General features: G+C 30.6%; 24 protein-coding genes. 19 read left to right on the forward strand and 5 right to left on the reverse strand.

Going from position 1 to position 26,782, the window contains the following annotated elements:
- The first annotated feature begins 79 nt into the window (after positions 1-79).
- The 19 genes from KO500_RS11685 to KO500_RS11775 all read left to right on the forward strand — a co-directional run bounded on the left by KO500_RS11685 (position 80) and on the right by KO500_RS11775 (position 22,689).
- A complete protein-coding gene (locus KO500_RS11685) occupies positions 80-6,130 on the forward strand; it encodes an alpha-2-macroglobulin family protein (protein ID WP_215956726.1) in 6,051 nt (2,016 codons plus the stop codon).
- Positions 6,131-6,384: 254 nt separating this feature from the next.
- A complete protein-coding gene (locus KO500_RS11690; RefSeq protein ID WP_215956727.1) occupies positions 6,385-6,660 on the forward strand; it encodes a hypothetical protein in 276 nt (91 codons plus the stop codon).
- Between the two features lie 27 nt (positions 6,661-6,687).
- The gene (locus KO500_RS11695; protein WP_215956728.1) at positions 6,688-7,068 is read left to right on the forward strand and encodes a DUF7668 domain-containing protein; all 381 of its coding nucleotides are present in this window, start codon (positions 6,688-6,690) and stop codon (positions 7,066-7,068) included.
- A 235-nt stretch (positions 7,069-7,303) separates the two neighbouring features.
- Positions 7,304-8,239, forward strand: a complete 936-nt coding sequence (locus KO500_RS11700) for a hypothetical protein (protein ID WP_215956729.1) — start codon at positions 7,304-7,306, stop codon at positions 8,237-8,239.
- A 72-nt stretch (positions 8,240-8,311) separates the two neighbouring features.
- On the forward strand, positions 8,312-9,097 hold the full coding sequence (locus KO500_RS11705) for a hypothetical protein (protein ID WP_215956730.1): 786 nt from the start codon (positions 8,312-8,314) through the stop codon (positions 9,095-9,097).
- Between the two features lie 243 nt (positions 9,098-9,340).
- Positions 9,341-10,222 carry an alpha/beta hydrolase gene (locus tag KO500_RS11710; protein ID WP_252732486.1) on the forward strand — a complete coding sequence of 294 codons (882 nt, stop codon included), beginning with the start codon at positions 9,341-9,343 and terminating at the stop codon, positions 10,220-10,222.
- 503 nt (positions 10,223-10,725) lie between these two features.
- A complete protein-coding gene (locus tag KO500_RS11715; RefSeq protein WP_215956731.1) occupies positions 10,726-11,667 on the forward strand; it encodes a DUF6929 family protein in 942 nt (313 codons plus the stop codon).
- Between the two features lie 483 nt (positions 11,668-12,150).
- Complete coding sequence (locus KO500_RS11720; RefSeq protein ID WP_215956732.1) at positions 12,151-14,181, forward strand: YHYH protein; 2,031 nt, start codon at positions 12,151-12,153, stop codon at positions 14,179-14,181.
- Between the two features lie 11 nt (positions 14,182-14,192).
- Positions 14,193-14,435 (forward strand): EF-hand domain-containing protein, encoded by a 243-nt coding sequence (locus tag KO500_RS11725; protein ID WP_215956733.1) that lies wholly within the window; start codon positions 14,193-14,195, stop codon positions 14,433-14,435.
- A gap of 180 nt (positions 14,436-14,615) precedes the next feature.
- A complete protein-coding gene (locus KO500_RS11730) occupies positions 14,616-15,179 on the forward strand; it encodes a T6SS immunity protein Tdi1 domain-containing protein (protein ID WP_215956734.1) in 564 nt (187 codons plus the stop codon).
- Between the two features lie 63 nt (positions 15,180-15,242).
- Entirely contained in the window at positions 15,243-15,770 is a 528-nt protein-coding gene (locus KO500_RS11735) for a GNAT family N-acetyltransferase (RefSeq protein WP_215956735.1), read from the forward strand.
- A gap of 110 nt (positions 15,771-15,880) precedes the next feature.
- On the forward strand, positions 15,881-16,606 hold the full coding sequence (locus KO500_RS11740; protein WP_215956736.1) for a carboxypeptidase-like regulatory domain-containing protein: 726 nt from the start codon (positions 15,881-15,883) through the stop codon (positions 16,604-16,606).
- Positions 16,606-17,622 carry a transglutaminase domain-containing protein gene (locus KO500_RS11745; RefSeq protein ID WP_215956737.1) on the forward strand — a complete coding sequence of 339 codons (1,017 nt, stop codon included), beginning with the start codon at positions 16,606-16,608 and terminating at the stop codon, positions 17,620-17,622. The genes KO500_RS11740 and KO500_RS11745 overlap by 1 nt, the downstream gene beginning before the upstream one ends.
- A 322-nt stretch (positions 17,623-17,944) precedes the next feature.
- A complete protein-coding gene (locus KO500_RS11750; RefSeq protein WP_252732487.1) occupies positions 17,945-19,006 on the forward strand; it encodes a YHYH protein in 1,062 nt (353 codons plus the stop codon).
- On the forward strand, positions 18,996-19,634 hold the full coding sequence (locus tag KO500_RS11755) for a hypothetical protein (RefSeq protein ID WP_215956738.1): 639 nt from the start codon (positions 18,996-18,998) through the stop codon (positions 19,632-19,634). Before KO500_RS11750 ends, KO500_RS11755 begins: the two co-directional genes overlap by 11 nt.
- A 125-nt stretch (positions 19,635-19,759) precedes the next feature.
- On the forward strand, positions 19,760-20,290 hold the full coding sequence (locus tag KO500_RS11760; RefSeq protein WP_215956739.1) for a sigma-70 family RNA polymerase sigma factor: 531 nt from the start codon (positions 19,760-19,762) through the stop codon (positions 20,288-20,290).
- A 56-nt stretch (positions 20,291-20,346) separates the two neighbouring features.
- A complete protein-coding gene (locus KO500_RS11765) occupies positions 20,347-21,237 on the forward strand; it encodes a PhzF family phenazine biosynthesis protein (RefSeq protein ID WP_215956740.1) in 891 nt (296 codons plus the stop codon).
- Positions 21,238-21,424: 187 nt separating this feature from the next.
- On the forward strand, positions 21,425-22,270 hold the full coding sequence (locus KO500_RS11770; RefSeq protein WP_215956741.1) for an aldo/keto reductase: 846 nt from the start codon (positions 21,425-21,427) through the stop codon (positions 22,268-22,270).
- An 8-nt stretch (positions 22,271-22,278) separates the two neighbouring features.
- Complete coding sequence (locus tag KO500_RS11775; protein ID WP_215956742.1) at positions 22,279-22,689, forward strand: hypothetical protein; 411 nt, start codon at positions 22,279-22,281, stop codon at positions 22,687-22,689.
- On the opposite strand, the gene KO500_RS11780 is transcribed toward KO500_RS11775, so the two are convergent.
- The 5 genes from KO500_RS11780 to KO500_RS11800 form a co-directional block, all read right to left on the reverse strand.
- Positions 22,684-23,412, reverse strand: a complete 729-nt coding sequence (locus KO500_RS11780; RefSeq protein ID WP_215956743.1) for a LytR/AlgR family response regulator transcription factor — start codon at positions 23,410-23,412, stop codon at positions 22,684-22,686. The two genes, KO500_RS11775 and KO500_RS11780, sit on opposite strands and share 6 nt — an antisense overlap.
- Positions 23,409-24,461 (reverse strand): sensor histidine kinase, encoded by a 1,053-nt coding sequence (locus tag KO500_RS11785; RefSeq protein WP_215956744.1) that lies wholly within the window; start codon positions 24,459-24,461, stop codon positions 23,409-23,411. Before KO500_RS11785 ends, KO500_RS11780 begins: the two co-directional genes overlap by 4 nt.
- A gap of 1 nt (position 24,462) precedes the next feature.
- On the reverse strand, positions 24,463-25,530 hold the full coding sequence (locus KO500_RS11790) for a sensor histidine kinase (RefSeq protein WP_215956745.1): 1,068 nt from the start codon (positions 25,528-25,530) through the stop codon (positions 24,463-24,465).
- A 343-nt stretch (positions 25,531-25,873) separates the two neighbouring features.
- Positions 25,874-26,011: a hypothetical protein gene (locus KO500_RS11795; RefSeq protein ID WP_215956746.1), complete on the reverse strand. Its 138-nt coding sequence runs from the start codon at positions 26,009-26,011 to the stop codon at positions 25,874-25,876.
- Positions 26,012-26,214: 203 nt separating this feature from the next.
- Complete coding sequence (locus tag KO500_RS11800) at positions 26,215-26,604, reverse strand: ankyrin repeat domain-containing protein (RefSeq protein ID WP_215956747.1); 390 nt, start codon at positions 26,602-26,604, stop codon at positions 26,215-26,217.
- Positions 26,605-26,782: the final 178 nt, after the last annotated feature.

Here is a 26,782-nt window from a genome sequence, read left to right on the forward strand (position 1 = left end):
TAACTGAAAACAGGGTTTTACTCATTCTATATTGTAAATACTTTTGTACTGTGTCATATTTGACATTCAATTAATAATTATGAAAAAAGCAACAGCAATACTTATACTTATATTATTCTCACAGATGACACAGGCACAAGACAACAATTCATCATACAAAATTTTATGGGAGAAAGTTAAAAAGTTAGAGAATGATAGGCTCACTAAATCTGCTCTAGAAACTGTTGATTTTATTAAAACTAAAGCAAGAAAAGAGGAGAATACATCTCAAATAGTAAAATCGCTTCTTTTTTCTTCTAAATATATATTGATACTTGAAGAAGATGCACAGCTTGCTATTATTAATGATTTTAAATCTGAAATTGCACAAGCAAAAGCGCCTACTAAAAATGTTTTAGAAAGTTATTTAGCAAATTTATACTGGCAATTTTTTCAACAAAACAGGTATCTGTTTTATAACCGAACTAAAACTGAAGAAAAAGTTGATGCTACTGATTTTAGAACTTGGGATTTAACGACACTTTTTAATGAAATAAGCATTCATTTTAATGCTTCATTAGAAAACAGTGCTTTTTTAAAAGGAGTGTCTGTTCGTGATTTTGAAGTAGTATTAAACACACAAGATCAATCTGAAAAATACAGACCAACTTTATATGATTTATTGGCACATACCGCATTGGATTTTTATACCACTACTGAAACAAGTATTACGCGTCCTGCTGATAAATTTGAGATTGACAACCCAGAAATGATTTGCGAAGGGTATCAATTTATCAATCAAAAAATAGCAACTACAGATGCTACTTCATTGCAATCAAAGGCATTGCTTATTTATCAAGAATTATTAAAATTTCATGCCAATGATAAAAATTTAGACGCTTACGTTACCGTAGATATTGAACGTTTGAACTTTATTAAAGAAAATGCGACCTTCAATTCTGTTTCAGATTTTATGCTGACAACACTGCAAAACTCATCAGAGCACATAAAAAATGATGCTAACTGGGCGTTGTACCAATACGAAATAGCAAATTTATATTACCAGCTGGGTAATTCTTATTCACCTAATGCAAAAGAAGAACACCGATGGAAAAAGAAAGAAGCTATAGCGCTTTGCGAAACAATTATTGCAAAATTTCCTAAGAGTGTAGGCGCATCAAAAAGTCATAATTTAAAAAATAACATAACACAAAAAAGTCTTTCATTAACCAACGAAAAGTTTATTTCGGTAAATAAACCTTCTCGAATACTTTTAAAGTATACCTATATTAATGACTTAGAGTTTACGGCTTATTCTATCAATTCAAAACAGCTAGAGGAGTTACATAAAATTTATCAAGATGATAAACAGTTGGCCTTTATAAAAAAATTAAAAACCTATAAAACTTGGAGTGATACGCTAAAAGATGAAAGCGATTACCAATCACACAGTATTGAAGTTGTAGTTCCTGAATTAAAAAACGGACAATATGTTATCGTTGCTAGACCTAAAAATGATACTACAAACTCTTTTGCATTTAGCACCTTACAAGCGACAGATATGGTTTTGGTGGAATCACAATCAAATTCAGAACATATTTTTCAGGTAATTGACAGAGAAAATGGTAAACCACTGATTGATGTAAAATTGGCATTGACTTACCGAATAAATTATGACAACAAGTTTATCACTAGAAATTTTACTACAGATAAAAATGGATTGGTTACAATTTCTAAATCTGAAGACGATTGGACAGAAATTCATATAAAAGTATCAAACAGTACTGATGTAGCATATTTTGACAATTTTTACATTAACCGAGATTATACAAGAATACCCAATAAAGATACACAATATAGTAGCTTTTTATTTACAGATAGAAGTATTTACCGCCCAGGCCAACCTTTGTACTTTAAAGGAATTGCAATGGCTAGTAAAGATAATAGTCAATCCGTTTTAACGGATACTACTGTTGAAGTAAGATTAGTTGATGCTAATTATCAAGAAGTAAAAAGCTTAAGCTTTAAAACAAACGAATACGGTTCATTTACAGGAGAATTTATTTTACCAACTAATGGATTAACAGGTAATTATCAATTACAAGTAAGTTCAAAACAAGTGCGCATAAATGGTAGTGCCTATTTTAATGTTGAGGAGTATAAGCGTCCTAAATTTAAAGCCTCTTTTAACCCTGTAACAGAAACGTATAAAGTAAATGATACGGTAAAAGTAACAGGAACTGCAGTGGCATATGCAGGTAGCACTATTAGCGATGCTAAAGTAAGTTATACTGTAAAACGTAACGTTTATTATCCAAGATGGTATTATTGGTCACGTTCATATTACAATAATTCTTCTAACCAAGAAATTGCATTAGGAGAAACTACAACCGATGGTTCAGGTAATTTTACGGTACCTTTTAAAGCAATACCTGAGTCTGGTGCATCTCCTGCAAATTCACCAACATTTAGCTATACGGTTACTGCGACAATTACTGATGTTAATGGCGAAACGCATGACACATCTACAACAGTAAATGTTGGGTATCATACACTCACAGCGCGTATAAATAGTAGCGATGTTATTGACAAAAATGCTAAGGATAATAAACTTTCAATAAGTACAAGTAATTTGAACGGGCAATTTGTACCTGCAAAAGGAACATTAAAAATGTACAAATTAGTGGCTCCTGAACATGTGCTTAGAAACAGACCTTGGTCTGCTCCTGATTATAAAAGTTTATCTAAATCAGAATTTAAAAAATTATTCCCGCACGAGGCTTATGATGCCGAATACGATAGTAAAAATTGGGAGAAAGGTAAATTAGTTTGGTCTACAGATTTTGATAACGGTAAAAATAGTACAGTAGAACTCCCGAATACAAAAAAATGGGAATCAGGAGCCTATGTTATTGAACTTGAGACCAAAGATAAATTTGATCAATTAGTGAAAGATAAAGTAATCACTAAATTATTTAGTGAAAATGATAAAACTTTAGCTGACCAACAATTGTTTACTATAGCTACTGATAAAGAAAGTTATGAGATTGGTGACAATGTAAAAATTACTTTAAAATCGGCCATAAAAGATGTGTATGTTACTGTTGCTGTAGAAAAAAATGAGAAGATTATAAGTACTAAAATTATTCATTTAGAAAATACTATAAAAAGCTTTACGGTTCCGGTAACTAAAGAAGATCTTGGTGGTTTTGCTTTAAGTTATAGTTTTTCTGCTTTCAATGCGTTTACATCAGGAGTTGCACAAATTACAATACCTTATCCAACTACAGATTTACAGATAGAAACAATTACTTTCCGAGATAAATTACAGCCGGGAACTGAAGAAACATGGTCTTTTAAAATTAAAGGTCCGAAAGGCGATAAAGTTACAGCTGAAATTTTAGCGAGTATGTACGATGCCTCTTTAGATGCTTTTGGTGGTAGCCGAAATAACTGGTATTTAAATGCTATTTCAAAACCAAGGTATTACTCGCAATTTCGTAAAAATGCAAACAATAGTTACGGGAACAAGAGTTTTGATACCAACTGGAATTTTAACTCAGGCTATTCACATTCTTGGCAAGGGTATGACTCCTTTAATTGGTACGGTCTAAATATTGGTTATTACAGCCGTAATCAGAATTTTTCTACGATGCGTATGAAAAGAAGTGCTTCCCCTGCAATGCTTGAAGATAGTGTAGAGATGGATTTTAATGAGGTTAGTGAAGTTATTGCTGTTAATGATAATGCTACGGGTATCGCAAATGAACCTGCTCCTGAGCTTAATAGTCAAGTTACGAATGAAACGGATTTTGATGCTATTGCTATTCGCGAAAATTTACAAGAAACAGCCTTTTTCTTTCCACAATTACAAACGGATAAGGAAGGGAACATAAGTTTCAGTTTTACAACACCTGAAGCCCTAACCGAATGGAAATTTCAATTATTAGCACATACTAAAAATTTGGCATCTAGTGTTACTCATTTATCAACCGTAACACAAAAAGAACTGATGGTAACGCCAAATGCTCCTCGTTTTTTAAGAGAAGGCGATCAAATTGTAATCAGCTCAAAAATTTCAAACCTAACTGATAAAGAATTAAGTGGTGAAGCAAAATTGGTGTTAACAGATGTTATAACCAATAAAGATATTTCTACAAGTCTAGCAAATGAGCAATTAAAAACATTTACTGTAGATGCTGTTGGGAATACACAAGTATCATGGACACTTACAATTCCTAAAAATTTACAAGTAGTGCAATATAAGGTGATTGCAAAAACAGGAGAGTATAGTGATGGTGAACAAAATGTATTGCCTGTACTAAGTAACCGTATGTTGGTGACTGAAACTCTGCCAATGTGGGTGCGTAGCAATCAAACTAAAAACTTTAGTTTAGATAAGTTGAAGAACAACACATCAAGCACCTTAAACAATCATAAATATACGCTCGAAATTACATCAAACCCGGCGTGGTATGCCGTACAAGCATTACCGTATTTAATGGAATATCCGTATGAATGTAATGAACAGACATTTTCAAGATATTACGCAAATACTTTGGCGAGCCATATTGCAAATAGCAACCCAAGAATACAAGAAGTATTTAACCAATGGACAAATTCTGATGCTTTGTTGAGCAATTTAGAAAAAAATCAAGAATTAAAATCGCTATTAATACAAGAAACACCTTGGTTGCGTGATGCACAGTCAGAAACTGAACAGAAAAAACGTATTGCTTTGCTTTTCAATATGAATAAGATGAAAAATGAGCAAGCTTCAGCATTAAATAAATTGCAACAAAACCAAATGAGTGCTGGCGGATGGTCATGGTTTGCTGGTGGTCGTGCAAACAGATACATTACACAACATATAATTACAGGCTTTGGGCATTTGAACAAATTAGGCGTAACTACTACAGATGCTAGCACAGAAAAAATGATTAAAAATGCGGTCAAATATTTAGATGATGCTTTTGTTGCAGAGTATGAGTACATGAAAAAGCATACGAAGAATATTAATAATAACCATTTAACCAATAGCCAAATTCATTACTTGTACATGCGTAGCTTTTTTAGCAATATAAAAACAAGTAGTAAAGTAGCTAAAATTACAAGCTACTATAAAGGGCAAGCACAAAAATATTGGAAAAACAACAACTTATATGCTAAGGGAATGTTGGCTTTGGTGCTGCATAGAATGGATGATACAAAAACAGCCAATAAAATTATTCGTGCTTTAGAAGAGAATAGTATTGTTAATGATGAGTTGGGTATGTACTGGAAAGAAAATACCAACTCGTGGTACTGGTACCAAGCACCAATAGAAACACAAGCCCTATTAATTGAAGCTTTTGCCGAAATTAAAAATGATGTTGATACCATTGATAATTTAAAAATATGGTTATTAAAAAATAAGCAAACCAACCAATGGAAAACTACCAAAGCAACTACGGAGGCTGTATATGCTTTGTTACTACAAGGTAGCGATTGGCTTTCTGTTACTGATGCCGTTACTGTTTTAGTAGGTGGTGAAAAAATACCTGATACAAAGTTAGAAAACGTAAAAGTAGAAGCAGGCACTGGTTATTATAAAACCTCATGGGCAGAAAATGAAATAACACCTAAAATGGCCGATGTACAAATTTCTAAAAAAGGAAATGGCATAGCATGGGGTGCTGTATACTGGCAATATTTTGAAGATTTAGATAAAATTACTACTGCCGAAACACCACTAAAATTAAAGAAAAAGTTATTTAAAACTAACAATACAAAAACAGGTGAAGAACTTACTGAAATAACCAATAATACTGATTTAAAAGTGGGCGATTTGGTACGTGTACGTATTGAGTTAAGAGCCGACCGTGATATGGAATACATTCATATGAAAGATATGCGTGCCTCAGGTTTAGAACCTGTTACAGTATTTTCGCAATACAAATGGCAAGATGGTTTAGGCTATTATGAAAGTACAAAAGATGCTAGTACTAATTTCTTTTTTGACTATTTACCAAAAGGTGTATATGTTTTTGAATACGATTTAAGAGTGAATAACGCTGGCGATTTTAGTAACGGTATTACCACCATACAAAGCATGTATGCACCAGAATTTAGTAGCCATAGTGAAGGTGTACGTGTAAAAGTGGGTAAATAATTATCATTATTTTTTGCATTTGCGGTTTTCCCCAATTGAGAGTAAGAATTTTATAGTATTTTTAAAAAGTGTAAAAGTTAGGATATGTGTACTAGTACACATATCCGTACGTTAGCAAACATTTAATGAGAGTTTGGAATATACTTTTGATTTTAGCAATAGCTTATGGTTGTCAAAATGACCGAAATCTTGAAGGAAACTATTTTGTATGCAGCAATGGCGAATACTCAGAGGTATACTTCAAAAAGGACTCAATGAGCATGGCAGCAGATAATGAATGGATTTCACTTACTGAATGGAGAAAAATCGAACTTAAAAATGATACTCTTTATTTTGATACGTTTGGAGAATGGCGAGAATCATCGAGAGCTCAAATAAAATACGTCGGTAAAGATAAAATCCAATTGAGAATTTTAGAAACTAACAAAACGATAGAACTAGAACCTATTTATGAAAATCTAAACTTTGAAAAACCTAAAAAACTCTGGGATAGCTTTATAAGGCGGCTGAATTCCCATAAATGTGAATAATAAAAACGTTGGCTAACTTTTATCAAAATGAAGGAAATTATTGTTGAGAAAAATGAAGAAGATGAAGGTCTAATACCTCATGTATGGCGACCAATTTTCAAGGAAATTGTTAGTGCTTTTGTAAAGAAAGACTACGCTTTAAGAACAGGAATTGATAAGGTAACTTCTGTCTCTGAAAATACAGCTGAACAAATCAAAGAGTACATCGAAGACTATGGTGAGGAATTGGTTGAACTTCCCGAAGAATCTTGGAAAACATCAGTTTATATTTATTACGGTGAGTATTGGAATTTACTAATTGATTTATGGACAAAGGCTGAGGGATTGAGTGACTTGGTGCTTAATGCTGAAGTAAGAGAAGAGAACGATGGATATGTGGTAAAAATTAGACTAGTCTATGTTCCTTAGAATTGGAAAATAAAAACGTTTGCTAACAAAACCTAAACGTAATGCGGACTTTAGGGCAAAACCGAAAGGTCAATGTATATTTATAAAGTCGCTAAATCTTATGGATTTAGCTTTGGACAAGAAAAAAATAATACTAAACAATAAGCTTTAGCTTCGTGCGTAGACGGAAACGAAAAGTTTCCTTGCCTCCGGCACTACGCTTAGCTCAAGCGTTGTAAACAAGGCAAAAAAATTAATGAGAAAGGAATTATTAGACTCGAAAAAGAAATCCGCAAAAAAGCTTCGAGTTTGTATGTTTGATAATTGTAATAAAACAGCGATTAAATCTCATGTATTACAGAAAAATGGTATTTTAAGGGAAATATCAGTCAATAATCACCTCATTCAGCCTTTACCACCTAGTCCATTTGAAACTGAAAACAAAGGCGTTTTTGATTTCAAGAAAATAGGGGTTAACGATGTTTATACTTTTAAAGGCTTTTGTAAAGAACATGACAACGATTTATTTGAAGTAATCGAGTCTAATGAAAATCTGAACTTTGATAATGAAGAACAAAAAGCGTTGCTTAGTTATAGAGGTTTATGTCAGGAAATTAGGAGAAAAGAAATTGCCCATGAGTGGCTAAGTGATGTGATAAAAGCATGTCCCATTCAGAGCATACATATGATGCAATCAACAATGTTAGGCTATAAACATGGAATAGAAAATCTAACGTATTTTAAAACTGAATTTGAAAAAGCTATAAAATCAAATGACTTTTCTTCATTTGTACTTCGAACGATAAAAATTCCAAAAATCGAATTATGTATTTCTGTACCGTTAAACATTGACGATAATAAAGGGATTGATAAAATTCCATATACTACTTCTTTTATTAATGTTTTTCCAAAAAACAATACTTGCTACATTATCGCAGGATTTCATAAAGACTATAAGTGTAATTGGACAAACAAATTTTTAAAAAACATAAGTACTGGCAAAAGGAAAATAATATTTAAAGAGCTAAGTGATTTGGTAACCACTAGACTTGAATTCTGGACTATGTCTCCAAATTTGTTTAATAAAATATCAGATAAGAATATTAAAAAATACAAAAAACTGTTCACAGATAATCTTTTCAATCATAGTCAAAGTTTAAAAACCGAATTGAACTTATTTAGACATATTTGAAAAGCCCAGTTTACAACAAAACCTATGCTTAATGTGGGCTAAGGTGATTATTCGCAGCGTTTGCGTATTTTTATGATGTCCACAAAATCTTTAGGATTTTGCTTTAAACAAGGAAAAGAAAAAACAAAACAAAAAGATTTTGCTATGTGTGCGACGGAAACGAAAAATTTCCTTAATTCCACACTACGCTTAGTAGCAACGTCAGCCAAAAAAAAAAACTTAATGAGATTAATATTGAAAATTTTTATTATAATTCCAATTATATTGAGTGGTTGTATTACTCAAGAAAATAATGAAAAACATATATTTTATATTCACGGCAGGATAATTGAGCAACAAGGAAAAAATGCTATTAGTGAAAAATTCGGAAAATATGAATTTGACAGTATTATATCTGCTATAGAAGTAGAAAATTCTATTGTTCACTATGAGATTCGAAAAAAGAATGTAGAACCTAGGAATTATGCAAATAAAGTTTCTAAACAGATTGATAGTCTAATTAAATCTGGAATAAAACCTATTGACATTACTGTTATAGGAGCTTCTAAAGGAGCAATAATTGCCTCTAATATTTCTGACATTAATGAATCTCAAATTAATTATGTTTTTCTTGCTGGCAATAACGAATATCAAGAAAATAATAACGAGTGGAAGTTTCATGGACAAGTGTTATGTATATATGATTTGTCTGATGGAATTGCGGGAAAAAATTACAGTCATTGGAAAAATAAAGAAAACTTTACAACAAAATTTGAACAACTTGAAATAGAAACAAATTTAGGGCATGGATTTTTATATAAACCTTTAAGAGTTTGGACTGAACCAGCAAAGACATGGATATTGACACAAACCTTATAAAAAAAGAAAACAGCCGAACGCACGACAAAGAACTGAGGTAAAAAACAAACAAAACCTTCATTAAATTTAGATAATATTATTCTAGGCTTATAGATTCAAAAAAATGTATTTTAGTACACATATATAAAATTGTAGTAGGTTATTAGATAGAGTGCAGTTAACTACAACTAAAAACAAAAAGAGTCCAATTTGAAAAACATGTATTATAGAAAAATAGGCGTTGCACTTGGAGCGATTTTTGTATTGGCAAATATCGTAGCATTTTCACATGCCTATAAGTTCACTCACTTTTCTGAAAATGATTTAAAAAAGACTAGTAAAGATTTGACTTTTACTGAAAAAGTAAAGATTATGGTATTTGGAATTAATAATCCAAGACCTAAAACCAATTCATATCCAAGTCAAAATTTTGAAACATTTACGGTTGATAGTAATGTTAAACTAGAATGCTGGAAAATTGAAATCGAAGACTCAAAAGGAACCGTTATCCTTTTTCATGGTTATGGTGGTGAAAAATCCTCATTACTTGATAAATCAGAATTATTTAACGAGCTAGGTTTTACCACAATTTTGGTGGACTTCTCAGGAAGTGGTGGGTCTGAAGGTAATCAGACAACAATTGGATTTAATGAAGCGCAACAAGTAAGAGATGTTTATAAAAAAATCTTGGCAAATGATGAGAATAATATTTATTTGTTTGGAACTTCAATGGGTGCAGTCGGTATTATGAAATCCGTGAATGAAGGAGGAGTTTTCCCAAGTGGATTAATTTTAGAGTGTCCTTTTGGTACTATGTATGAAACTGTTCAATCTAGGTTTGAAATTTTGAATGTACCTTCATTTCCTATGGCAGAATTATTAATGTTTTGGGGTGGAATTCAAAATGGATTTTGGGCATTTAATCATAATCCAAAAGAATATGCTAAGAAAATTAAAATACCTGTAATGTTAATGTATGGAGCTCATGATGAAAAAGTCAGTTTATCAGAAATAGATGAAATATTTAATAATTTTAAAGGGGAAAAGGAACTAAAAATATACCCTGAATCTGGACATGAGAATTACTTAATAAAATATAAAAAAGAGTGGAAATCGGATGTGGAAGCGTTCTTAAACAAGAAATAGGTAGCTACTAACAATGAATAAGCATTATGCGGACTTTAAGGCTAAACCAAAAGATCTGTGTATATTTATAAAGTCGCTAAATCTTAGTATTCATCTAATTCAAAAAATATATTTTAGTGCACATCTATAAAATTACAGTAGGTTATTAGATAGAGTGCCGTTACCCAACATTTGATTAAAAAACCGCAGAAATTGAAATTTAAAATTGGACTTTCATTATTTTTTATTTTCGGATTTTTCTTTTTTAGAATAATCGGACCAATAATTACTGGGAAATTGAAAGATTTTCATATCAGAAATAATACAGGATTAGTTGAGAAAGCACCAGGTATTTTTAAATTTTTTATTCTTTTTTTTAAGTGTTTCGAAATATTCTGTTTGATTTATGTGGTAATGATTTGGACTGGATTTGTAAAAATACCAAGCGAATAATGTTCTAAAATATAATAAAGCACTTTACCCAACAATAGTAACCGTTGCACAAGCCTATAATTTATAAAATAATGAGATTTTTTTTGACAATACTAATCTTAGTACTAAATATAGCATCTTGTAAAGAAAAAGATAGTTTGAGTCTTACAGTTTTAAAAAGCCAACTAATTAATAATGTACCCAGTGGTTCCGGAATGGGAGCATCAAAAAAGGGTTGTTATGTAATAAGTGACGATTCTCCTTATCTTTTTAAATTAGATAGTAGCAATCAAATAATTACTAAAACAGAAATATTTGCTACAACTCATTTACATGAAAATCGTATTTTAAAAAAATACAAACCCGATTTTGAAGCTTTAGAAGTAATTAATGAAAATGAACTAATTATTTTCGGTTCTGGCTCAAGCACACCACAAAGAGATTTGTTTTTACATATCTCATTAAAAGATAGTGTAGCAGTTAAAACCTATCAAATAACCTCTTTCTACAATAATTTAAGAAAATCTAAATTATTAAAAAATGCACCGCTTAATATAGAAGGCGTAGCGGTTTACAATGACACTATTTATTTATTCAACCGAGGTGAAAATGTAATTTTCAGTTTTATATATAAAGATTTATTAGCATATTTTAAAGGAGAAGCCGCTTACCCTGAACCCAAAACCACACTTTTTTCATTACCAAAAATCAATGGGATAGAATCTGGGTTTTCAGGCGCTACAATTTTGAAAAATAGACCTCTAATCATTTTTACATCTTCAGTAGAAAATTCAGGAAATAGCGCCTATAATGATGGTGAAATATTGGGTAGTTTTATTGGAACTATTGAGATGTCGGAGAATAAAGTTTCAAATCACTACAAATCGGCACCTATACCTAATGTTGAAAAAGCTTTAAAAGTTGAGGCAGTAACTATTGTAAATGATGATACTCCTGAAAAAATAGAAATTTCGCTTGTAACAGATGATGATATGGGAAGCTCAATAAAAATAGATTGTATACTTAAATTATAATGTTCACTCAAACCGTGATTTTATTATAGTTGATTACTAATCAGTTTGGTCCTTTACCACCGTAAAAGAAGCCAGAACATCATTTTTTTTAAAGGCTGGAAAATTGAAGCAGAAATTCTAAAAAATAGACCTTAGATAAACTGTAATTAAAAACAAGACAGATAGTTTTTTTAGCCCAACAAGCAGGAGTTACCTTAGAAGGATGCAGTGCTTTGATCTTGAAAAAATAGATTATCACTATATAACTTCAATGCTATCTAATATTAATAAAGTTACAAATTAAATGGTGTTTGAAAATCTTAAAAAATTAATTTATCATTTGAACAAGAATAAGAAAAAACAAACATAAGTTATTGATTATTAAGTGGTAAAAAAAATACAAAATTTATATTTCTACACTGCGCACAATTTAATTTGATAATTTACTTGTATTGTAAATTAAACTATTAATAAAAAAATGTGTCTATAAACTAAAGGTTTAAAATGATGAAATATTTAGTTTTAATAATTACATTTATAAGTTCACAGCTTTTTGCGCAACAAAATAACAATCATTTAACAGCAACGATAATTGGCTCTGGCTCTCCTAAATTTAATATAGAACGCTCTGGTCCTTCTGTATTAATAAGCTACAAAACTACCCAAATTTTAGTTGATATGGGAAATGGCACTCAAGCCAACTTAAATAAAAATAATACTAAAATTAAAGATTTAGATGGTTTGCTTTTTACGCATCATCATTTAGATCATAATGAAGAATTTGCTCCAATTTTTATTCAGTCGCTTCTCGGCGGTAGAAAAATGACTATTGCGGGGCCTAAACAAACCACATCAATCCTTGATCATATTATTGATATTTATGAGGAAGATATTGAGTATCGATTATCAAAATCTCAACGAAGTTTAAAAGATATTACAGGAAACTTTACAGCTAAAAACTTAACAGGAAATGAACCATTTTATATTGGAGACATTAAAATAACGTACACCCCAGTAAACCATACTATTGCCACGCTTGCCTATCGTTTTGAAGCTGGTGGAGAAGCTGTTGTGATTTCTGGAGATTTAACTTACTCTAAATCGCTTCCCGTTCTGGCTAAAAATGCCGATTATTTAATTATGGATTCTGGTGGCGCTATTGAATTAGGAAAAAAAAGACATCATAAAGGCGTTAGCAATAATAATCCTAAGAGAAATACTAACAAAACAACACAAAAAGCACACGTTAATTTATCTGAGAGTTCACAAATGGCTAAAGAAGCTAATGCTAAACATTTGGTCTTAACTCATTTCAACTTTACGAATATTGATGAGGAAGCTACCACTACCGAAATACGCAAAAATTATAGTGGTGAAATTCTATATGCTAAAGACTTGATGGTTTTACCTAATAATATAGACACCAACAGTCATGATGGCGTAACACACTCGCATAACAATGAGTATTTATCAGAAATTAAAAATACTAATAAAGAAAAACTATCACTTCAAAACAAAGTTTCTATTACAGAAGATAGACAAAATGATGTTCGAATTATAAAGTCAAATGCGATTCCTAACCATACTGTTGGTACATTCCCCACAAAAGGAAACCCGAACACGATTACAGAACAAAATAAAGTATACACTATTGATTTAACACCGACATTAGCAAATAAAATTACCTACGTGTATGACTTAGGCATTGATAGCGGAAGACCGAGTTATGTGTTTGGTGTTGCTGTTAATGGTGTAAAATTTGAACCTTCGGCCAACGAATATTTTAGAGATACAGAAACAAATGAACCTAATTACGAATGGACACTTGAGCCATTGAGTGACGAAGTAAATTTAGGTGAAGATTATAACAATGCTCATGTACAGCCCAATGGTGAATATCATTATCACGGAACTCCCACAGGATTGGTTGCTGATTTTGACAAAACAAAAATGACATTAGTAGGTTGGGCTGCAGACGGATTTCCTATGTATTACAAAATGGGATATAAAGACCCTATGGATGCAAATAGTGAACTTATCCAATTAAAATCTAGCTACACTCTAAAACAAGGTGAAAGACCTGGTAATGGTGTTGCTGCACCAAATGGAACTTATTCTGGGAAATATGTTCGTGACTACGAATTTCAAAATGACTTTGGCGATTTAGATGCCTGCAATGGAAGAACTGGAGTAACACCAGAATTCCCAAATGGAACCTATTATTATATCGTGTCTGACGGATTTCCTTCTGCTAGTAGATGTTTTATGGGAACGCCAAGTAATGATTTTAAAATTGGAGGAGGTAGAAGTCAATCGGAAGAGGGTAAAAACAAGAAACAGCAAAGAGCAACACAACAGCAACCATCAAACACAGTGCCTAGTTTTGCAAATATGCTCAAGAATATGGATTCAAATAATGATAGTAAAATATCAAAATCTGAAGCCAGAGGAAAACTAAAAGAGAACTTTAAAAATAGAGACAAAAACAATGACGGTTACATCACTGAAGATGAAATGACAAGAAGGAACAGATAAAAACAAAAACAATGAAAAAACAATTCAAAATTTTAACAGCAATAAGTTTAGTAATAGCTTTTACAAATTGCCAGGCTAAAAAAGAAGTAACTAATAACAAACGTCAAAAAACATCTAAACTATTTGCTAGTATGGATACTAACAATGACGGCAAAATATCTAAATATGAAGCTAAAGGTGAACTTAAAAAAAACTTTAAACAAAGTGACAGAAACAATGACGGCTTTATTACCAAAAATGAAATGAATAGGTAAAAAATACTATGGTTGCTTTCCTTTATATTCGAACATTCTCAGTTTAAAATTGAGTGATTTTTATTTAAAAATAGTTTGACAGATAAAAGTCAAACTATTTTTGAGAAATTAATTATCACTGAAAACCGTGACAAAAAGATAGCTTATAGCGTATACTTTAGTACTCATAAAATATACCTAATGAAACAATTTAAAGAATTATTTACAATACAAGAAAACGCAACCCTAGCGCCTGAACATATTATTAATGAATATAAAGACAAGCTTCCTGAATCGTTAATCGAATTATGGAAATCTAACGGGTTTGGTAAGTATAATAACGGACTTATTGAAATTGTAAATCCGAAAGATTTTGAGTCTGTACTTTCAACTTGGTTAGGCAGAGCAGTTGATAATTATGTGCCTTTTGCAATTACTGGTTTTGGCGAGTTATTCTACTATCGTAAACTTACTGAAATAGACGAAGATGTTTGTATGATTGATATTCAATATCGAAAAATAGAAACTGTGGTCTGGAGCTTAACTTCTTTTTTTGAAGATTTTTTAACTGATGAAGAAGATCGAAAAGACTGGCTTAGAGAAACATTATTTAATGAAGCAATAACTAACAAAGGACTTTTAGAAAATAACGAAATATTCACCTTTACTCCTGTTTTGGCTATGGGTGGCGCAGAAGAACTTCAATATTTAAAAAAAGGCAATGCTCAAGTGTACCAAAATATTGTTTTTCAAATGACGATGTAGTGTTTTAAACCCTTAATATTATTTAGTTTCGCAGCTATTATATTAAATTCTTGCACTTAAAAAATGACATCAATAAGACTCAACACTACAACAGATACTTATTTTCAAGAAGCTTGGGAAATATACAATAGTGCATTCCCAGCCGAAGAACGAAGATCAGTAGACAAACAAATTGCTGTAATGAAAAACTCAAATTATCATTTTGAGGCTTTTGTTATTGACAAACAAGTAATTGGTTTTATTCTTTGGTGGAATTTTGATAGCTTTAGATATGTTGACCATTTTGCAACGGCAAGTTCTCAAAGGAATAAAGGATTCGGGAAAATAATACTTGAAAAATTTATTACAAATAACAACAAACCCGTTTTATTAGAGGTCGAATTACCTGAGTCTACTATTAACCAACGTAGAATAAAATTCTACGAAAGAATTGGCTTTAAACTTAATCCGCATTACTACGAAGTACCTTCAATGGTCAGTGGTGAATCTCCTTTACAATTACTGCTGATGACCTACCCTAATGCAATATCTGAAGAAGAAACCAAATTGTTTGTAACAAAGAACCATCCTGAATTATTTAAAAAAGAGTAACTAAGTCAAACCTCAACTTTACGCATTCAACTAATACGTTGCCTCAATACTCATTTAATAGGTTTAATAAAGCAACTATTTTAGTAAGTAACTACTAAAAACCAGTAATTATGAAAAATATGATAAGCGTATCTGTTAAAAAACCATGTTCAGAGAAATTTAGTAACTTTAATACTACCAAAAATGGTGGTTTCTGTTCTTCATGCCAAAAAGAGGTTATTGACTTTACAGCAATGACAACTACTGAAGTTCTATCTTTTTTAAGTGCAAAAGAACAAAACACCTGCGGTCGTTTCAAAAACTCACAGCTAAAGGAATTAAAAATGGTAAATTATAACACCTCAAATTCATTAAATTATTTTACAAAAAGTATTGCTACAATGGGCTTTTCCTTACTAGCCTTATGTGCTGTGAATAATTTAAATGCGCAAGACAATTTGGGTATTAATACGAGCCAATTTCAAACAGAAGTACAAACTAGCACTACAGCTGAACAAGATGATACATACACGGTAAAAGGTGTTGTTATGGACGAACATAATATGCCTTTAGCAGGGGTTTCAGTGGTTTTAAAAGGAACAAATGATGGTGTTTCAACAGATTTTGATGGTAAGTTTGAATTTTCAAAACCCTTGAAAGTAGATGATGTTTTGGTTTTCAGTTCTATAGGTTACGATACTAAACACTTCACCGTAACTGAAAATAAAACAAGCACTATTGATGTTACCATTACCTTTGAATCTTCTGATATTGAACTTATGGGTGAGATTGCTATTGAGGGTACTTATAAGCCAAAAAGAAATATTTTTCAAAAAATTGGCTCAATTTTCAACTAATGAAAATAGTCAATCTACTACTATGTATTTTATGCGTACAAATTGGTTATTCACAAAGATCTGATTTTGCTGAAATTAGTTTTACAAAGGCCGATAGTATTGCCATGCATTATAAAGGTGCTAGCCTTAATAAGTTGCCAATTTTAGTTCATAACCTAACGGTAAATCTAAAAACTGATGTTGAGAAATTTAGAGCAATATATACTTGGGTTAGCACCAATATTGAAAACGATTATGATTCGTATGCAAAAACAAAAAGGAAACGTAGTAAAATATTGAAAAATAAGAATGCTTTTTTAGATTGGAATAAAAGCTATACACCTAAAGTATTTAAAAAATTAATTCAAAATAAAAAAACAGCTTGTACTGGTTACGCATACCTACTTCGTGAAATGACGAATTTAGCTTCAATTCCCTGCGAGATTGTTAATGGTTATGGTAAAACTGCAACGGTACCTTTGAACCTTAAAAGTTTACCCAACCATTCTTGGAATAGGGTTTTATTAAACAATAAATGGTACTTGTGTGACGCTACGTGGTCTGCAGGGCAAACTAACTTAGATGAAAACAATATTCCTAAGTTTAATTTTGAATATCATGACGGTTATTTTTTAGCAACTCCTGAACTTTTTATATTAAACCACTACCCCTTAGATAGTCTAAATTCAGGGTTAAAAAAAGAGGTTACATTTAAAGAGTTTATCGCATTCCCTATTGTGTATAATAATGCTTTTAAATATGATATAATCCCTACTTCACCCACAACACTAGAGCAGCAATTGACTAAAAATGAAACTTTAAATATTACGCTATTATCCTTAAAAAAATATGAGGTAACTAAATTAAATTATAAGATAGGGAATGGTAGTTCATATAAAGACGGTAATCTTATTGAACTAGTTAAAAGTAATAAAGTTACGCTAGGCCATACATTTACAAAAACAGGTGTATTTGATATTCAAATCTATTATGGTGATCAGATACTTTATACATATGTAGCTAAAATAAAAAGATAGTAACAGTAATTTTAATTCTCTTATAAAATAAGTTTGTTAAATTAAATTAGTATCTTAAAGATGTCATTACTAATACTATTTATCCAGTATAAATTTAAATGATCCTACTTTTATTTGAGTTAAAAATTAATCTAAATACAATATAGGGCGACCTGTTTTAAACCTAGTTTTATAAACTTTTACTTATTACTTTTATTATCTGACCTATAGGTCACTATCTTATACTGAAAGTGTACTATATCTAAATAAGTAAATTGTAATTTAGTTGTTCATTTTATCAAATATAGCACAGAACTCATAAAAAATTTTAACGTTTACTACTATGAAAAAAACTACTTTTAAATTATTAACATTAACCCTACTACTTGCTGGTTTTTCAGCCTGTAAAGATAAAGCTAAGAATAGCACTAGCACTTCGGAAGAAAGTGGAGAAGTTGTTGTTAATGTAAAGAAAGAAAACTTTCTTACTGCTAGTTTGGTTGAACCTATAACTATAGTAAGTAAAGAAATGTCTGATGGTACTACTGCAGATTGTTATAAGATTGTAGCATCAGGCACACCTTCAGAACATGAAATGGGGCCTTGGTGTCCTGATAATATTTCAGATGATGCATCAAAAGGTGGTGTTTGGGCCGTTGATGGTGAACTTTACGATATAGATGGTGAGTTTATTAAAAATTTAGGTAATTTACTTGGTGACGATACATGGATGCTTTACGATAAAGAAACAGGTGAAATCACTAAAACCAAAACAAAGGATGAATGCAACGATGCTGCCAACCCTAATGTTGGTGAAGAATATAAAAATTATTGCGTTGAGTGTTTACCATCTTATGTTACCGGAATGTCACACACCTATTATATTCCTGTTACTCCTAAAAAAGCTGAAAAAGCATATAAATTTTTAAAAGGGCACCCAGGTGGTGGTCCTAATGACGGCGAAAGACCTGAAAGACCAAAAGATGGCGAAAGACCTGCGGGCCCACCTCCAGGTGAAAATTCTACAGCTCCTTCAAATAGAGGTATCGCATTTAATGGTGTAGTATTCAATGCACCTGCTCCAGTAGATGCAATACTATCTGCCTATACTATTGCTCCTTTTGATGATGCTGGTGGACACATTAACTTACACGAAGGTTACCATTACCATGCTGCGACTGGTGTTTCTAAAAAAATAGCTCAAGATGATAATCATGCTCCTATGATTGGTTATGCAATGGACGGTTATCCAATTTATGCCAATACAGATGCTGATGGTAATGAAGCTACTGACTTAGACGAATCAAGAGGTCATTATGATGAAATTAGAGGATACCACTATCATGTAGATAAAGCAGGAAGTAATAATTTTATTGACGGTTTACGTGGTGTTTATGCTTTATAAAAAATCTTATTTTAAAATAGTTGTTTGCGCTCTACTTTTTGTAAGTAATAGCATATTCGCTCATAGTCCAGATTTTTCTAATATTATTATTTCAAAAACAGAAAGCGGGCAGGTAATCATGCAAATAAATACCTCGTTGACTGCTTTTCAGCATGAAATTAATTTTTTAAACGGTGAAGGTGCTTACAAAACACCTGATGAGTTTAAAACTATGGCCCTTGATCTTTTTAAAAATAATTTTTCAATTGTTATTAATGAAAAAGACACCTTACAGTTTAAGAACTCGCAAATTTTCTTAGGTCACGAAACTAAAATAGTTACCGAATTAATCGGAATGCCAGAAACAGTAAATGTTATTCAAGTACAGAATAATATTTTTAAAGATATTACAAACAACCAATGTGTGTTAATATTTATGATGGACGGGTTTCCGAAAGAGAAATATACTTTAGATCGCGATAATAATGATCGAATAGATTTAGAATTTGAAGATGGTAAATGGGTACAAATTACAGAAGATAATTCTGGATTTGATTATAAGTACATCTTACTATCAATCGGAATTCTATTTGTCGTATTCATTATGTTTTATCTGATTAAAAAACGGCAAACAAAAAAAATACAATAACTTAAAAGTGAGTAGGCAAACCCTACTCACTTTTTTTATTTTTAAAATACTTTGATTCACAGTAATTTACTATATTGAAAAGGAAAATTTTAAAAGAGTATTTTTAATAGTAAAAACATATAGTTTTGAAAGATAAAATTAATGCTATCTGGATTGATCTTAATGAAGAGCTGTACCTATTTATTTTAAAAAAAATAAAAAATGAAGAAACTGCTAAAGATCTTCATCACGAAGTATTTATAAAAGTACAGTCAAAAATTCATCAATTAAAATACTCTTCTAAACTTACCTCTTGGGTCTACCAAATTACAAGAAATACAATTATAGATTATTATCGAAACTTAAATAGAAATGAGTTTATAAATATTGATTTTGACATCCCTGAAAAAGATCATGAAAATTTTGAATACTCAAAACTAACTAATTGTATCAATCACAAAATAGAAACTCTATCTTCTGAACATAAAGAAGCAATTCTATTAACTTCTTTTAAAAATTATTCACAAAAAGAACTAGCTGAGCATTTAAAGCTTTCATACTCTGGCACTAAATCTAGAGTACAAAAAGCTAAATCTATTCTCAAAAAAAATATTCTTGATTGCAAAAATCTTGAAACTGATACTACTGGAAAAATAATAGATTTTGATAATAATTAATTTTTACTACGTCTTTTTTATACCCAAACCGTCTATTAATTATAAAAACAATTTAAATGGACAATTCAAAAAAAATTACGGTACAAATTATTAATGCTTTTGTAGAAAATGAAAAAGGAGGAAATCCTGCGGGTGTTGTATTAAATGCCACAAACTTATCAAACAAAAAAAAACAAGCCATTGCTAAAAAAGTAGGCTTATCAGAAACTGCTTTTGTTTCTGAATCTAAAACAGAAGATTTTAAATTAGATTTTTTTACACCAACTAAACAAATAGCCCATTGTGGACACGCTACAGTTGCTACATTTTCTTATTTGAAACAAATTGGTGCATTAACATCAAATAATTCCTCAAAAGAAACTATTGACGGTAGGCGAAAAATAAAACTTTCAAATAAGTTTGCCTTTATGGAGCAACTAGCACCAAAATATACCGATATAAGTGAAAATGAAACTGCAATATTAAAGTCATTAAGTATCACAAAAAATGACCTTTTACCAAATGCTTCTATTCAAATAGTAAACACCGGAAATTCTTTTTTATTAATTCCTGTAAAAGATACAAGCGTATTAAAAAATCTGACACCAAATTTTGAGTTGGTAAATAATATTAGCGGGCAGTATGACTTAATAGGCTATTATGTATTTACTACTGCAATTGATAACACAAAAAATGATGCAACAAGTAGAATGTTTGCTCCACGCTATGGTATTTCTGAAGAAGCCGGAACAGGTATGGCTGCAGGACCTCTTGCTTGCTATTTACACGACATTTTAAAAGTTAACAAAACTAGATTTTTAATTCAACAAGGAAAGTTTATGAAAACACCATCTACAAGTTTAATTATTGTTGATATAAACATAAAAAAAGGAAAAATTAAAAATCTTATGGCAGGCGGAGAAGGAAAGTTAATAAAAGAAATTTTTATAACATTAGATGAAAAGTAACTATATATAAATTAAAATATTCTATTAAATAGAAACATTTATCAGGTATTAAAATAAGACTATTTTAAAGAAATTATAACATAAAAAACCACTTAACATTTAGTGTTCTCTCTTTATTGTTTAGTAACTTTAGATTTCAATTTAATTGACTACTAAAACCAAATTTAAGAACTCAAAATTTAAAAAAATGAAAGAAATACTCTTAAATGATGGAAGAAAACTACCTATTGTTGGTTTCGGTACTTATAAAGCGAAAGAACAAGACGGAGTAGATGCTGTTGCTACAGCAATAAAAAATGGATACACTTTAATTGATACTGCATCTATTTACGGCAATGAAGAAGCTGTAGGTAAAGGAATTAAAAAAAGTGGCATCGATAGAGAAGAACTTTTTATAACCACTAAGTTATGGCGCGAATGTTTAAGCTACGAAGAAACCAAAATAGAACTTGAAAAATCTTTAGAAAGATTAGCTGTTGATTATATAGATTTATACTTGATTCACTGGCCAGCAAATGCTAAAAATTATGACAACTGGCAACAAGCTAATGCTGATAGTTGGCGTGCTATGGAAGAATTACAAGCTGAAGGAAAAATTAAATCTATTGGGGTAAGTAATTTTTTTCAAGAACATTTAGAAGCCTTATTAAAAACAGCTAAAGTAACACCATCCGTAAATCAAATAGAATTTCACCCAGGTTATTGGCAACAAGAATTGACGGAATATTGTCAAAAACAAAATATTGTTATTGAAGCCTGGTCTCCCTTGGGCAAAGCAGTAGTTTTTGATAATGAAGTACTTACTTCGATCGCTACAAAACATAACAAATCTGTTGCGCAAGTGTGTTTACGATGGGTGATACAGCATAATGTAATTGCTATACCAAAATCTACCACACCAAAACGTATTATTGAAAATTTAGAAATTTTTGATTTTGAATTGACAGAAGATGAAATGAGTAGTATTGATGCCTTACCAAAAATGGGTTTCAGTGGTGAAATGCCAAATTCATGGCCTGATAGAGTTAAATAATACTATAAATGGGCATTGAGAAAGATTTTATAAAGCGTGAGTTTGAAAAATTAAGTTTGTTTTTAACCGGCTTAATTGATACAACTAAGGTTACTGAACCAAATGAAGGCCAGAAAACCATTGATAAAGTTAATGATGCTTTAAAGGAAGTTTTTAAGCTAAGTCTTCATGAAATTTCAACTAGTAATGATCATGAATTCATCACTAAATTATCAACTTACGATGAAGTACATCTTGAAAAGTTAGCCACATTACTCTATGAAATTATTCAAAATCCTGACTTCACTATGCTAGGTCAGGATTTTGAAAAAAATAGCCTTAGTAAAAAAGCTATCGTTTTACTTAATTATATTGATAGTATTTCAACAACATTTTCAATAAATAGGATGCAAATAAAAAATGAACTTAAAGCATTATAAACTCATACGATCTTTAAATATATAAGACTGCCTACGAGACACTTCTACCTCTTCCCCATTATTCATTTTAAGTTTTAGCTTTCCACTAAACCACGGAATCACTTCTTTAATATGATTCATATTAATCATTTGTTGCCTGTTTACTCTAAAGAAGTTCTCAATAGGCAACTTCTCTTCTACTTGATTTAATGATTTGTAAAGCATAGGCTTTTGATCTTGAAAATATACTCGAGAATAATTACCCACAATCTCAATTAAAGCAATATCACCAATTTTTACTAGCCAGCATTTTTCTCCATCTTTTATAAAAATCTGACTGCTTTCTGTTAATCTTTGTGAATCTGAAACTGCATCAACAGCTCCATCTAACTTAATTTTTACTTTATCAATAGCTTGTGCAAAACGTTTATCATTTATCGGTTTTAAAAGATAATCTAAAGCATTGTACTCAAATGATTTAATGGCATACTCATCAAAAGCAGTGGTGAAAACTGTAATTGGTACTTCATCAAGCATTTCTAAAAGCTCAAAACCATCTTTTTCGGGCATGTTTATATCCAACAATAATAAATCGGGTTTTGTATTATTTATTAATTCAAAACCTTCATCTACATTGGCCGCTTCACCAACCAATTCAAGTTCTGAATGTTGTTTTAAAAGCTCTTTAATTTCGTTTCTTGCCAAACGAGAATCTTCAACAATAACTGTTTTTATTTTGCTCATGCCATTGGTATTTTAATTGTTGCAACCACCTCTTCATTAATTTCTTCTAAAGAGAATGAAGCTTTTGGTCCGTATACTAATCGTAATCTTTGTCTAATATTTTTAAGTCCTAATTTAGTAGAATTTTTACTGATGCTCAATTTACCCGTATTGGTTACAATTACTTGCAGTTCATTATTATTAAATAATGTTTCTAAAACTATAGTTCCTCCATTTTTAAGATTTGAAATACCGTGTTTCGCGGCATTCTCAACTAACAACTGAATAATCATTGGTGGAATAGAAATAGACAGTGTCTCTGCTGCTATCTTTTTTTCATACACCAAGCGATCTTCCATTTGAATTTTAGCTAGGGCAATATAATTATCGACCATTTCTATTTCTTCTTGCAACACAATTAAATCTACCGTGTTTTTTGATAATGCATATTGCAACATATCAGAAAGCTTAGTAATCATTTCACGGGATTTGTCAACATCTTCAAGCATTAATCCTCTAATATTGTTTAAGCTATTAAACATAAAATGCGGATTCACCTGCCCTTTTAATGTATTTAACTGTGCTTCTTTTAAAGTAGCACTTAACGCTAAACTTTCTGCTCTATTTTTGTTTACTGCCAAAATAAATTTGACACCTAAATAAATACATGTCCAGATTAAGATTGTTATAGTACAACTAATAAAGTTTTGTACAAAAGATACGTTAGCTTTAATCCAAGCTATTTCTTCTTCTGTTTTAGTATAAAACAAATCATAAATTTTATCCGCCAAAACAGAAGCTTGATAAAATAAAACAACACAAAAAATAAAGGCCAACATTAGCTTTACAAAGCTAGTTTTGGTGAAATTATTTATATCTATATTTCTTTTTAAATAAAAACGATAAGCACTTGTTATACCAATACTAATAGCAACTGATAGTATAAAAGAAAACCATTTGTATGTGGGACTTAATTCTGGTATCACAAAACCAACAGCACCAATCATGGTCCATGCAACAAATTGCAAAACCCAAAAAAGAAGCTCTTTATATGTTTTTTTTAACTCCATATTAATTTGAATCAGTTATTGGTAACGCCAACCACAATGTGTTTTTATTTATCTCATAATTACTCATAAATTTAGCCTTAGCCCCGTAAATAAGCTTTAGTCGTTGCTTAATTTTATTTTCTAATACCAAACGATCTTTACTGTGAGTGGCTTTCCCGTTGTGAATTACTCTTAGCTGTAGTGTATTATTTTTTAAATGAGTAACTATCTCTAATTCTCCATTTTGCTCCATATTTAAAACACCAAATTTTGTCGCTAATTCTATAAGGTTTGATAATAGCATTGGAGGTACTTCTAAAAATAACGTTTCTGGTGCAATTGCTAATTGAACACTAAATCTATCTTTATCCGCTATTTTTAAAAGTTTAATATAATTTTCAATTATGGTTAACTCTTCTTCAAGTTTTACAAAATTGATATTGTTTTTAGTTAATGAATAGCGTAGCATTTCTGATAATGTAGTTAACATTTCTCTTGAAGCTGTAACATCTTCTAGCATTAAGCCTTTGATATTATTTAATGATGTAAATACAAATTGAGGGTTTAAATGACCTTTTAAAGTATTTATTTGTGCTTGTTTCAACTCATCTTTAAGTCTTAAACGCTTTAGACGTTCTTGATTTGATTTCCGAAGTAACTTAATAATGTAAAAGAAGATAGTCCAACCAATTAATATAATACCATGTATTAAATATTTAAAGAATCCTATTGGGTCTTTCGCTGGTAGATCATCAACATCAAGGTCTATTTCTAAAATTCTAGATATTCTTCCAAATATATAACCTAACCAATATAACACCTCAGGAATTAATAATATGACAATAACTATAAAACCTAATACTTTTAATACGCTGATAAAATTAAAAGTATCTAATGGCGCAAACTTATTTAGGGCTAATCGTAATAAAGAACTGAGACACAAAAGAGTTGAGGTATACACTAATGCAATAATTAAAAGGTCTGCTAATGGCATATGTTTTTTAGCTACCAACCCTATAAAGCCCGAAAAAGAAAGCCAACCTATTAATTGAAGAATCCAAAATAAATTTTTAGAAATAAATTTTTGCATTATTTGGTTTGTATGGTAAAAGGGCTAGTAAGTATTTAGTTTTTAAAAATAACTAAATATTATTGGATTATAACATTGATTACAATTTCTATAATGATTTTGACGAGTACAATCATGATGGTCTTTTTTTGTTTAGAATTATTTTTTAAAGCTATTTAAAAATTTACATGCATAACCGTGTAATATGCTAAACGGTAAAATTGAATTAGTGAACGGTTTTAGACAAATTTATTCGGTTTAAAATAAAGACGCCTGTAGAATTCAATGCAATTATTGTCTACATTATAACTTATATATTTCATAATTTTACTGGTTTAGTGGTTATTATTTTTTGTTCTTTATTTTAAAATCCTAATTGAAATAATAGCTTTCCAACGTAATAGCCGATTACAAATAGTAATGCAGAAGCCAAAACGCCTCCAATTATTACATACGGTATTTGTTTAGACTTAATAACATATTTACTTTTTAATAGTGCCATGACTTCTTTTTTTTTGATTATATGATAAATATAAAGAGCTAATTATCCTTTTTAAATCAATATATGACCAACGGTAAAATTTCAATACTGAACGGAAATACATATACAGCAGTTTTAATTCTCATCATCTAAATTTAATTTTTAGACACAAAAAAAGCGAGTCTTTAGACTCGCTTTTATAAGATTGATTGATGAAATATATTTTACATACTCAAGTATGCTGTAGCATCATTTGCTCCTGATAATTTTGCATAATCTAAAGCTGTATATCCTATTTTAGATTTTGCTTTATCATCTGCGCCATTTGCTATTAACACTTTTAATAACTCCACATTATTATAACGTGCTGCATACATTAAAGGTGTCATTCCGTTTGCTGCAGATTTTACTTCTAAGTTTGATCCGAACTCGATAAATTTCTTAACCGTTGCAACATCGTTTTTGGCAACTGCTATACTTAAAGGAGCTACATTTTTAATACTCGTGGTTTCAATTTTTTTAGCTACTTCCTTTGTTGGTGTAACATTTGCATTTGCAACGTTTGCTACTGTCATACTAATAATAAGTCCGAATGTAAAGATTGATTTTCTCATGATGTTTATTTTTTAATTATTGATGATTGATTATTAATTACACTGTAAAGATATACTGATTATCAAGGTTTTGAAACTATAATATGACCAACGGTAAAATTTCAATACTGAACGGGAGAGCATAATTGATGAGTTGAAAATCATCCTTTTATAAAAACATAACGCATAAAAAAAGCGA

It is taken from the genome of Cellulophaga baltica (assembly GCF_018861125.1).
GTDB classification, from domain to species: domain Bacteria; phylum Bacteroidota; class Bacteroidia; order Flavobacteriales; family Flavobacteriaceae; genus Cellulophaga; species Cellulophaga baltica_A.

What these genes read in the sequence shown, in the direction of transcription:
- KO500_RS11730 (WP_215956734.1), top strand. Translation starts at nt 14,616, where the DNA reads ATGAAACAATTTAAAGAATTATTTACAATACAAGAAAACGCAACCCTA.
- KO500_RS11755 (WP_215956738.1), top strand. Translation starts at nt 18,996, where the DNA reads ATGCTTTATAAAAAATCTTATTTTAAAATAGTTGTTTGCGCTCTACTT.
- KO500_RS11750 (WP_252732487.1), top strand. Translation starts at nt 17,945, where the DNA reads ATGAAAAAAACTACTTTTAAATTATTAACATTAACCCTACTACTTGCT.
- KO500_RS11785 (WP_215956744.1), bottom strand. Translation starts at nt 24,461, where the DNA reads ATGGAGTTAAAAAAAACATATAAAGAGCTTCTTTTTTGGGTTTTGCAA.
- KO500_RS11690 (WP_215956727.1), top strand. Translation starts at nt 6,385, where the DNA reads ATGAGCATGGCAGCAGATAATGAATGGATTTCACTTACTGAATGGAGA.
- KO500_RS11700 (WP_215956729.1), top strand. Translation starts at nt 7,304, where the DNA reads ATGAGAAAGGAATTATTAGACTCGAAAAAGAAATCCGCAAAAAAGCTT.
- KO500_RS11770 (WP_215956741.1), top strand. Translation starts at nt 21,425, where the DNA reads ATGAAAGAAATACTCTTAAATGATGGAAGAAAACTACCTATTGTTGGT.
- KO500_RS11775 (WP_215956742.1), top strand. Translation starts at nt 22,279, where the DNA reads ATGGGCATTGAGAAAGATTTTATAAAGCGTGAGTTTGAAAAATTAAGT.
- KO500_RS11745 (WP_215956737.1), top strand. Translation starts at nt 16,606, where the DNA reads ATGAAAATAGTCAATCTACTACTATGTATTTTATGCGTACAAATTGGT.
- KO500_RS11780 (WP_215956743.1), bottom strand. Translation starts at nt 23,412, where the DNA reads ATGAGCAAAATAAAAACAGTTATTGTTGAAGATTCTCGTTTGGCAAGA.
- KO500_RS11695 (WP_215956728.1), top strand. Translation starts at nt 6,688, where the DNA reads ATGAAGGAAATTATTGTTGAGAAAAATGAAGAAGATGAAGGTCTAATA.
- KO500_RS11740 (WP_215956736.1), top strand. Translation starts at nt 15,881, where the DNA reads ATGAAAAATATGATAAGCGTATCTGTTAAAAAACCATGTTCAGAGAAA.
- KO500_RS11725 (WP_215956733.1), top strand. Translation starts at nt 14,193, where the DNA reads ATGAAAAAACAATTCAAAATTTTAACAGCAATAAGTTTAGTAATAGCT.
- KO500_RS11790 (WP_215956745.1), bottom strand. Translation starts at nt 25,530, where the DNA reads ATGCAAAAATTTATTTCTAAAAATTTATTTTGGATTCTTCAATTAATA.
- KO500_RS11735 (WP_215956735.1), top strand. Translation starts at nt 15,243, where the DNA reads ATGACATCAATAAGACTCAACACTACAACAGATACTTATTTTCAAGAA.
- KO500_RS11765 (WP_215956740.1), top strand. Translation starts at nt 20,347, where the DNA reads ATGGACAATTCAAAAAAAATTACGGTACAAATTATTAATGCTTTTGTA.
- KO500_RS11705 (WP_215956730.1), top strand. Translation starts at nt 8,312, where the DNA reads ATGATGTCCACAAAATCTTTAGGATTTTGCTTTAAACAAGGAAAAGAA.
- KO500_RS11685 (WP_215956726.1), top strand. Translation starts at nt 80, where the DNA reads ATGAAAAAAGCAACAGCAATACTTATACTTATATTATTCTCACAGATG.
- KO500_RS11720 (WP_215956732.1), top strand. Translation starts at nt 12,151, where the DNA reads ATGATGAAATATTTAGTTTTAATAATTACATTTATAAGTTCACAGCTT.
- KO500_RS11715 (WP_215956731.1), top strand. Translation starts at nt 10,726, where the DNA reads ATGAGATTTTTTTTGACAATACTAATCTTAGTACTAAATATAGCATCT.
- KO500_RS11795 (WP_215956746.1), bottom strand. Translation starts at nt 26,011, where the DNA reads ATGGCACTATTAAAAAGTAAATATGTTATTAAGTCTAAACAAATACCG.
- KO500_RS11800 (WP_215956747.1), bottom strand. Translation starts at nt 26,604, where the DNA reads ATGAGAAAATCAATCTTTACATTCGGACTTATTATTAGTATGACAGTA.